The organism is Cupriavidus sp. MPR-AND1C (assembly GCF_058809705.1).
Window position 1 is genome coordinate 1 of sequence record NZ_JBXASU010000160.1, and the last position, 8,843, is coordinate 8,843.

Genomic DNA, 8,843 nt, shown 5'->3' on the forward strand with positions numbered 1-8,843 from the left:
CGGGTGGGCAGGGGGCGAGAGGCAGGCCTGCCCGCAACCGCGGCGAGCGTTTAGGGCGAAGGAATAAAACAAAAAGGCCGCGCTGTCGCGCGGCCTTTTCAAGCAGTCCGAATCCCGGCTCAGGCCGTCTTCGGCTCCGCGGCGCGCAGGCGGATATGCAGTTCGCGCAGTTGCTTCTCGTCGACCGAGCTCGGGGCTTGCGTGAGCAGGTCTTGCGCGCGCTGGGTCTTGGGGAAGGCGATCACGTCGCGGATCGAATCGGCGCCGGCCATCATGGTGACGATGCGATCCAGGCCGAAGGCCAAGCCGCCGTGCGGGGGCGCGCCGTATTGCAGCGCGTCCAGCAGGTAGCCGAACTTGGCACGGGCTTCTTCCTCGCCGATCTTCAGGGCGCGGAACACCTTGCTTTGCACGTCCTCACGGAAGATCCGCACCGAGCCACCGCCCATTTCCCAGCCGTTCAGGACCATGTCGTAGGCCTTGGCGATGCACTTGCCCGGATCGGTTTCCAGGTATTGCAGGTGCTCGTCCTTGGGGCTGGTGAACGGGTGGTGCATGGCGACCCAGCGGGCATCTTCTTCGTCGTACTCGAACATCGGGAAGTCGATCACCCACAGCGGCTTCCACACGTCCTCGAACAGGCCATGGGTCTTGCCGAACTCGGAGTGGCCGATCTTCAGGCGCAGGCCGCCGATGGCGTCGTTGACGACCTTGGCCTTGTCCGCGCCGAAGAAGATGATGTCGCCGTCCTTGGCGCCGGTGCGCTTCAGGATCTCGGCGATGGCCGCGTCGTGCAGGTTCTTGACGATCGGCGATTGCAGGCCGTCGCGGCCCTTGGCCACTTCGTTGACCTTGATCCAGGCCAGGCCCTTGGCGCCATAGATGGCGACGAACTGGGTGTAGGCATCGATCTCGCTGCGCGAGATGGCGGCGCCGCCCGGCACGCACAGGCCGACCACGCGGCCGTTCTCGCTGTTGGCGGGGCCGGAGAACACCTTGAAGTCGACGTCCTTCATGGCGTCGGTCAGTTCGGTGAACTCGAGCTTGACGCGCAGGTCAGGCTTGTCCGAACCGAAGCGGGCCATGGCCTCGCGGAATTCCATCACGGGGAAGCTGGCGTCCAGGTCGACATCGATGGCGTTCTTGAACACCGTGCGCATCATGTCCTCGAACAGGTCGCGGATCTCCTGCTCGTTCAGGAACGAGGTTTCGCAGTCGATCTGCGTGAACTCGGGCTGGCGGTCGGCACGCAGGTCCTCGTCGCGGAAGCACTTGGTGATCTGGTAGTAGCGGTCGAAGCCCGACACCATCAGCATCTGCTTGAAGATCTGCGGCGATTGCGGCAGCGCGAAGAAGTGGCCCGGGTTGGTCCGCGACGGCACCAGGTAATCCCGCGCGCCTTCGGGCGTGCTCTTGCCCAGCATCGGGGTCTCGATGTCGATGAAGCCTTGCGCGTCCAGGTACTTGCGCACTTCCATGGCCACCTTGTAGCGCAGGCGCAGGTTGTACTGCATCTGCGGGCGGCGCAGGTCCAGCACGCGGTGCGTCAGGCGGGTGGTCTCGGACAGGTTGTCGTCATCGAGCTGGAACGGGGGCGTGACCGACGGGTTGAGCACGGTCAGCTCATGGCACAGTACCTCGATCTTGCCCGAGGTCAGGTTGGCGTTCTCGGTGCCGGCCGGACGGGGACGCACCTTGCCGGTGATGCGCACGCAGAACTCGTTGCGGATCTCTTCAGCGGCCTTGAACATCTCGGGACGATCGGGATCGCACACCACCTGCACCAGGCCTTCGCGGTCGCGCAGGTCGATGAAGATCACGCCACCGTGATCGCGGCGACGCTGCACCCAGCCGGTGAGAGCCACTTCTTGGCCCGACAGTTGTTCGGTCACGAGACCGCAATAGTGAGTACGCATGGAGGACATAAGAGAATTCCCGGAATAACGCGGCCGCCGATGCGGCCGGCGATCAATTTGAATGCGATGAGCCGGCGGACTCGGCGAGGGCTTCCGCCTCCTCCTCGCCGGCGCGCACCGAGCCGCTCTTGCGCGGCAGCTCGGTCGGCGCCACCACGCCCATCGAGACGATGTACTTCAGCGCGGCGTCGACGGTCATGTCGAGTTCGATGGTATCGGCCTTGGGCATCATCAGGAAGAAGCCCGAGGTCGGATTAGGCGTGGTCGGCACGTAGACGCTGACATACTCGCCCTGCAGATGATTCTGCACATCGCCGCCGGGACGGCCGGTGAGGAATGCGATGGTCCACGAACCCTCACGCGGGTACTGCACCAGCAGCGCCTTGCGAAAGGCATTACCGGACGAGGAGAGCAGCGTATCCGAGACCTGCTTGACGCTGGTGTAGATCGGCCCGACCACCGGGATATGGCGCAGCAGCGCTTCCCACCAGCGCACCAGGCGCTGGCCGATGAAGTTGTGGGCCAGCAGGCCGACCAGCAGGATGAACACCACCGTCAGGATGGCGCCCAGGCCCGGGATGCGCACCTTGAACAGCTGGACCGGCTGCCAGGCTTCAGGCAGCAGCGCCAGGCTCTGGTCCATGGTGCTGATGACCAGGTTCAACACCCACAGCGTGATGCCCAGCGGCACCAGCACCAATAGCCCGGTGAGGAACCAGGTCTTGAGGGCGGAAGTCTTCTTCGCCGGCACGATGCGTTCTGCCTTCAATGGCTGGCGACGGCACTGCCGGAACCGCCGGCAGTGCTGGTCGGCGCCGTGCTGACGGTGCTGGAGGAATCCGTGGCTGCGCCGGACGAGGCCGGTGCCGCTGCTTCGCTCTTGCCCTCGGTGGCGCTGCCCGCGGCCGCGGTGGCGGGCGCAGCGGACGTGCCACTGTTGCCACCGCGGAAATCGGTGACGTACCAGCCCGACCCCTTGAGCTGGAAGCCCGCGGCGGTCAGTTGTTTCTTGAACGTGCCCTTCGCGCCGCAGGATGTGCAGTCGGTGAGCGGGGCATCGCTCATTTTCTGCAGCACATCGCGCCCGTGGCCGCAGGCGTCGCAACGATAGGCATAGATCGGCATAGTGGCTCTCCGCAAGGAGTCTGGAACGGAAATTGGATGGAATCGCGAGGCCGCGCCGAGCGGGAAGTTGCCACTCCCGCGCGCGCACCTTGCGGTGCAAAGCCTTGAATTATAAACCGTTCTGAGAACGCCGGGCCGGCGGAAAAAGAGCAGGAAATGCCTTCGAAGCCACGCGCGACCCGCCGGATGCCCGCAACGCTCAGGCCAGATGGACTTCCTTGACGCGCGGATGGTCGTTGATCCACTGCGGCAGCAGCGAGCCGAACACCATGCCGCCAATGGAGACCAGCAGGCCGACCATCTGCGGCGGCACCGCCGCGTCGGCGAAGGCGACTTCGCAGCACAGCCAGGAAACCAACCCGAGGATGATCGCGGCAAGGCCGCCCTGGCGCGTGGCCGGCTTCCAGAACATGCCAAAGGCCAGCGGGACGAACGACGACACCAAGGTGACCTTATATGCATTTTCCACCATATGGAAAATGGACAGATGCGAGTTCAGCGCGAACAGCGTCACCAGCACGGCGAACACCAGCACCACGGCCTGCATCACGCGCAGGAAGCGGCGGTCGTCGAGATGGCGGAAATAGGGCCGCAGGATATTCTCGGCAAAGGTGACCGACGGTGCCAGCAGCGTCGCCGAGGCACAGCTCTTGATGGCGGACAGCAGCGCGCCGAAGAACATCACCTGGGCGAACATGGGCGCGTGCGTCAGGATCAGCTTGGGCAGGATCAGCTGCGAATCGGTGTTGATGTACTTCTGCACCATCTCCGGGTCGATCATGGTGGCCGAATAGGCTAGGAACATCGGGATGAAGGCAAAGCAGAAGTAAAGCACGCCGCCCAGCACCGAAGCGCGCCCGGCAATCTTCTCGGTGCGCGACGAGGTCACGCGCTGGAACACATCCTGCTGCGGGATCGATCCCAGCATCATGGTGAACAGCGCGGCCGCGAAGCCGATGATCTGGATCAGGTCCAGCGAGGGCAGGAATTCAAACTTGCCGGCCGCCGCCGCATGCGACACCACCGCGGCCACGCCGCCGGCCTGGCCGCTGACTTCATAGCCGATATACAGCATCCCGATCACGATGATGATCATCTGGATGAAGTCGGTCACCGCCACGGCCCACATGCCGCCGAACAGGGTGTACACCAGCACGCTGGCGGCCCCGATCATCATGCCGGTTTCCTGCGACAGCGCACCGTCCGAGACGGTGAAGAACACCAGCCCGAGCGCCTTGATCTGCGCGGCAACCCAGCCCAGGTAGGACATCACGATGCACAGCGTGGTCAGCACCTCGGCCAGCCGCCCGAAGCGATTGTGATAGTAATCGCCGATGGTGAGCAGGTTCATCCGGTACAGCGGGCGCGCGAAGAACAGGCCGACCAGGATCAGGCAGAGCGAGGAACCAAAAGGATCGGACACCACGCCGGACAAGCCTTCCTTGAGGAAAACCGCGGGGATGCCCAGCACCGTCTCCGAGCCGAACCATGTCGCGAACACGGTGGCGGTGACGATATAGAACGGCAGGCTGCGGCCGGCGACCGCGAAGTCGGTGGCGTTGCGCACGCGCAGCGCGGCCCACAGGCCAATGCCGACGGAGATTACCCAATAGATGATGACGAACCAGATCAGCATGCTGCTGCCCTATCCCAAAGTGCCCTTGCGGCGAGAAACCGGTTGCCGGTGAGGCGGGATTTGCGGCCAGCCTTGCCCGGAGTCCAATTCATCGGTCGGGGCCGCATGGGTGGCTGAGCTAGCCTGCGGTCGTAGCCGAATCAAAACGCGGATTATAGCGACGCCTGCGGCGCGGCGAGAAAAAAACCCGTTGCCACGCGGAAATTGCCCGGCACGGTGCAGCCCCGGCGCCACAGGTGACGCGGACTGCGCTGCGGATGCCCGCCACGGCCGCGGCGCCCCGCCATGGTGCGCAAGGCTTGCGGCTTACGCGCGGTTACACAGCTTACAAACCCTGCGTCAGCGCGCCGTGCCCGGCGCGCATTAAGGAAGCCAAGGCAGCAACATCGGGCGCCGCGCCCACGAGCCACGCTGCCGCACACGACCCAATGAGGAAAAGGAGAACACCATGTCGAACCGCCAAACCAAGATGCTCAAGACCCTGATGATTGCCGCAGGCCTGCTCGGCGCCGGCCTGGCCAGCGCCCAGACCACGGCGGTCTCGCAGGATGTGCAGCGCAACGTCAACCAGGAACAGCGCATCGAGAACGGCCTGAAATCCGGCAGCCTGAGCACGCGCGAAGCGGCCAGCCTGGAAAAGCAGACCGCACGCGTGGACCACATGGAAGCGCACGCCCTGGCCAACGGCTCGGTCTCGCCGCGCGAGCAGGCGTCGATCCAGCGTGCCGAGAACAACGTGAGCCGCGACATCGCGCACGATACGCATAACGGCATCACCGGCAACCCCGCCAGCGCGTCGTCGCAGCGCATGCAGGCCGACGTGCAGCGCAATATCAACCAAGAGCAGCGCATCAAGAAAGGCGTGGCCAACGGCTCGCTCACCAACCGCGAGGCCGGCAGCCTCGAACGCGGCCAGGCCCACGTGGATCGGCGCGAAGCGCGTGCCGGCGCCAACGGCCATGTCGGCGCGGGCGAGCAGCGCGGCATCCAGCGCGTCGAAAACCGCGACAGCCGCGCGATCTACCACGACAAGCACAACGCCCGCGTGCGCGGCTGAAGCAAAGGCTGGCGCCTGCGGCTGAACCCTGAAACCTAAGCCCTGCGGCGCCAGACCTGCCACTGCTCGCGACCGGCAAATACCGGCAGCGAGCCCGTGGCGGCCCGCGCCTGCACCAGTTCGAAGGCCGGCTCAAGCAGCGCGCGCAGTTCTGCCTCGGGGATGGCGAAAGGCGGCCCGCCGCGCGTCTCGTCCAGGAAGAAGTAGCCGGCCAGCAGCCCGCCCGGCGGCAGCAGTTGCGCCACGCGAGCGGCGTAGCCGGCCCGCATGGCTGGTGGCAAGGCGCACAGGAAGGCCCGCTCGTAAATCCACTGACAGGCAGGCTCGGGCGCGAAGGCAAAGAAATCCGCCTCGTGCACGACGGCCCCGGCCGGCCCCAGCGAGCGGCGCGCGCTGGCCACGGCCTCCGGTGAGAAATCAATGGCGGTCACCGGCCAGCCGCGCGCATGGAGCCACCCCGCTTCCCAGCCGTTGCCACAGCCCGGGATTAGCGTTGGGCACGGCGCCATCGCGCTGGCGAAGGCCTCGAAATCGGCCGGCACGCCGCCCAGGTCCCAGGGCATGAAGCCCTTCTCGAAGCGCTCATCCCAGAAAGCCGGATCCCCCGCGTTGCGCGTGGCAAAGGCTGGCGGGGCCGCAGCCTGGTTCGGCGCGTTATCGGATTTGGTCAAGCTAGCCTCCACTGCATTGCATTTCATCAACCTTGCACTCGCCACCCGGGCGATTCGGGGCACGATTCGGGGCGCATTTCGGGGCACTATCCCGTGCGTTACCAGTAGCCAACCCAGGCCAGCAGCTCGGTCAGCACCACCCCGGCGATGAATCCGCCAACCAGCAACAAGGCCGTGCCGACCAGGCGGTTGGTGCGGCGCTGCTCGGCGACCAGGGCGGCCAGCAGCTTCTCCTGCTGGCCATTGTCGACCAGGGCGCGGCGCTCGAGGAACTGGTGCGCCAGGCGCGGGAAGTCAGGCAGCATCTTGGCCCATTGCGGGGCCTCCACCTGGATGCGCTCCCAGGCGCCCTTCCAGCCGACCTGCTCGTGCATCCATTTCTCGAGGAAGGGCTTGGCGGTCTTCCACAGGTCCAGGTCCGGATCGAGCTGGCGCCCCAGCCCTTCGATATTGAGCAAGGTCTTCTGCAACAGGACCAGTTGCGGCTGGATCTCGACATTGAAGCGGCGCGAGGTCTGGAACAGGCGCATCAGCACCATGCCCAGCGAGATCTCCTTGAGCGGCTTGTCGAAATAGGGCTCGCAGCACGCCCGTACCGCGCTCTCCAGTTCCTCCACCCGCGTATGGGCCGGCACCCAGCCCGACTCCACGTGCAGCAACGCCACGCGATGGTAGTCGCGGCGGAAGAAGGCGATGAAGTTCTGCGCCAGGTAGTTCTTGTCGAACTCGGACAGCGCGCCGACGATGCCGAAGTCCAGCGCGATGTAGCGCCCAAAACTCTGCGGCGCCACCGACACCAGGATGTTGCCCGGGTGCATGTCGGCATGGAAGAACCCGTCGCGGAACACCTGCGTGAAGAAGATCTCCACGCCCTCCTCCGCCAGCAGGTGCATGTCGACGCCTGCCGCCCTGAGCGACTCGGTGCGCGAGATGGGGATCCCATGCATGCGCTCCATCACGAAGACCTCGCTGCTGCACCAGTCCCAGAACACCTCGGGCACCAGGAGCAGCTTGGTATCGGCAAAGTTGCGGCGCAGCTGGCTGGCGTTGGCGGCCTCGATCATCAGGTCGAGCTCGTCGTGCAGGTATTTGTCGAACTCGGCGACGACCTCGCGCGGCTTCAGGCGCTTGCCGTCAGCCCAGAAACGCTCAAGCCAGGCAGCCAGGTCCCGCATCAGCGCCAGGTCGCTGTCGATGACCGGCAGCATGCCCGGGCGCAGGACCTTCACCGCGACTTCGCGGCCATGGTTGGGGCCGCCCTTCAGGGTGGCAAAGTGAACCTGGGCAATGGACGCGCTGGCCACCGGCTTGTGGTCGAAGCTCTCGAACAGCGTCGCCAGTTTCCGGCCCAGCGAGCGCTCGATGATCTTGACCGCCACGACCGAATCGAACGGCGGCACCTGGTCCTGCAGCTTGGCGAGCTCGTCGGCAATGTCCTCGGGCATCAGGTCGCGCCGGGTGGAAAGCACCTGGCCGAACTTGACGAAGATCGGGCCCAGCCGGGTCAGGGCCAGGCGCAGGCGCTCGCCGCGGGGCATGTCGAGCTTGCGGCCAATGGTAATGACACGCACCAGGAAACGGATGCGGCGGCTCTTGAAGCCAGACAGCACGAGCTCGTCGAGGCCGTAGTAGAGGATGACGAAAACGATCTTGCAAAGGCGCAGGAAGCGGGTCATGCAGGTTCTTCAGTGTTGGGGCCGTGCTGCTTGGCCGGTCTGGCAATGGCTAAAGCCGTGGATGCGCAATGGAGCGGGGTCTGACGGCGGCGGGCGGCGGGCAATTCAGCGATGGGCGGACGGCAGCGTGCCAGCGCCACGCTCGGAGCGGGTGCGCTGCTCCAGCTTTTCCAGCCGCTTTTCCAGCCGGGCGAGGTCGTCGCGCAGCGCGCTCACGCCCGCGCCGAACTCGTCGAGCGCCGCGTGGCGCACCAAGGTCGGCTGCTCGTCGAGCAGGTATTCGGTCACGTTATCGACCAGCGCGCGGCCGACCCGCGTGGCCTGGGCATGCACCTGCTGCACGCCGTCCACCACCCGTTGCGCCACGCTGTCGCTCACCGGGCCGCCCAGGATGCCGCGCAATGCGCGCGACAGGTCCTCGGCCGCATCCCAGCGCAGGTTGCGGGCCAGCGTGGAGACCGTGTTGGCCAGCTCGGCATCACCCTCGATGCGCACATGCTTCATCGCCGCCGCCTGGCCGCCGCCCGCCACGTCCGAGGCCACCAGCGGCCACTGCTGCAGCGGCACGGTCAGCGTGACCGCCGGGGTTTCATCCACCGGGGCCAGCTCCGTCAGGCCCTGCCCCGTCACCTTCAATGCGAGCGTGAACGCGGCCGCGTCAAAGCGGATGATGCGGCCGGCGAAGGGCTGGAGCATGGTGGTTGCCCAGGGCTCCTGTTCCAGCAGGTGGTTCAGGGCAGTGATCGGGGGGGTGGCCAAGGG

At 65.9% G+C, this 8,843-nt stretch carries 8 protein-coding genes; 1 reads left to right on the forward strand and 7 read right to left on the reverse strand.

What is annotated here, in order from left to right; genetic code table 11:
* Positions 1-119: 119 nt before the first annotated feature.
* From aspS to AC1RWI_RS37255, 4 genes are all read right to left on the reverse strand, one after another.
* A complete protein-coding gene (aspS, locus tag AC1RWI_RS37240; protein WP_043343591.1) occupies positions 120-1,925 on the reverse strand; it encodes an aspartate--tRNA ligase in 1,806 nt (601 codons plus the stop codon).
* Between the two features lie 43 nt (positions 1,926-1,968).
* Positions 1,969-2,667, reverse strand: coding sequence for a DUF502 domain-containing protein (locus AC1RWI_RS37245; RefSeq protein ID WP_043351226.1), 699 nt, complete (start codon positions 2,665-2,667; stop codon positions 1,969-1,971).
* 14 nt (positions 2,668-2,681) lie between these two features.
* The gene (locus AC1RWI_RS37250; RefSeq protein ID WP_043343590.1) at positions 2,682-3,041 is read right to left on the reverse strand and encodes an FmdB family zinc ribbon protein; all 360 of its coding nucleotides are present in this window, start codon (positions 3,039-3,041) and stop codon (positions 2,682-2,684) included.
* Positions 3,042-3,240: 199 nt separating this feature from the next.
* A complete protein-coding gene (locus tag AC1RWI_RS37255; RefSeq protein WP_492870810.1) occupies positions 3,241-4,677 on the reverse strand; it encodes a high affinity choline transporter 1 in 1,437 nt (478 codons plus the stop codon).
* Positions 4,678-5,125: 448 nt separating this feature from the next.
* Here AC1RWI_RS37255 and AC1RWI_RS37260 point away from each other — a divergent pair, with 448 nt between their 5' ends.
* The gene (locus tag AC1RWI_RS37260) at positions 5,126-5,734 is read left to right on the forward strand and encodes a hypothetical protein (protein ID WP_492870811.1); all 609 of its coding nucleotides are present in this window, start codon (positions 5,126-5,128) and stop codon (positions 5,732-5,734) included.
* Positions 5,735-5,769: 35 nt separating this feature from the next.
* Here AC1RWI_RS37260 and AC1RWI_RS37265 read toward each other — a convergent pair whose 3' ends face one another.
* From AC1RWI_RS37265 to AC1RWI_RS37275, 3 genes are all read right to left on the reverse strand, one after another.
* Positions 5,770-6,432: a methyltransferase domain-containing protein gene (locus tag AC1RWI_RS37265; RefSeq protein WP_052494415.1), complete on the reverse strand. Its 663-nt coding sequence runs from the start codon at positions 6,430-6,432 to the stop codon at positions 5,770-5,772.
* Positions 6,433-6,503: 71 nt separating this feature from the next.
* Positions 6,504-8,081 carry a ubiquinone biosynthesis regulatory protein kinase UbiB gene (ubiB, locus tag AC1RWI_RS37270; RefSeq protein WP_043343580.1) on the reverse strand — a complete coding sequence of 526 codons (1,578 nt, stop codon included), beginning with the start codon at positions 8,079-8,081 and terminating at the stop codon, positions 6,504-6,506.
* 105 nt (positions 8,082-8,186) lie between these two features.
* Positions 8,187-8,840: a ubiquinone biosynthesis accessory factor UbiJ gene (locus AC1RWI_RS37275; RefSeq protein ID WP_492368693.1), complete on the reverse strand. Its 654-nt coding sequence runs from the start codon at positions 8,838-8,840 to the stop codon at positions 8,187-8,189.
* Positions 8,841-8,843: the final 3 nt, after the last annotated feature.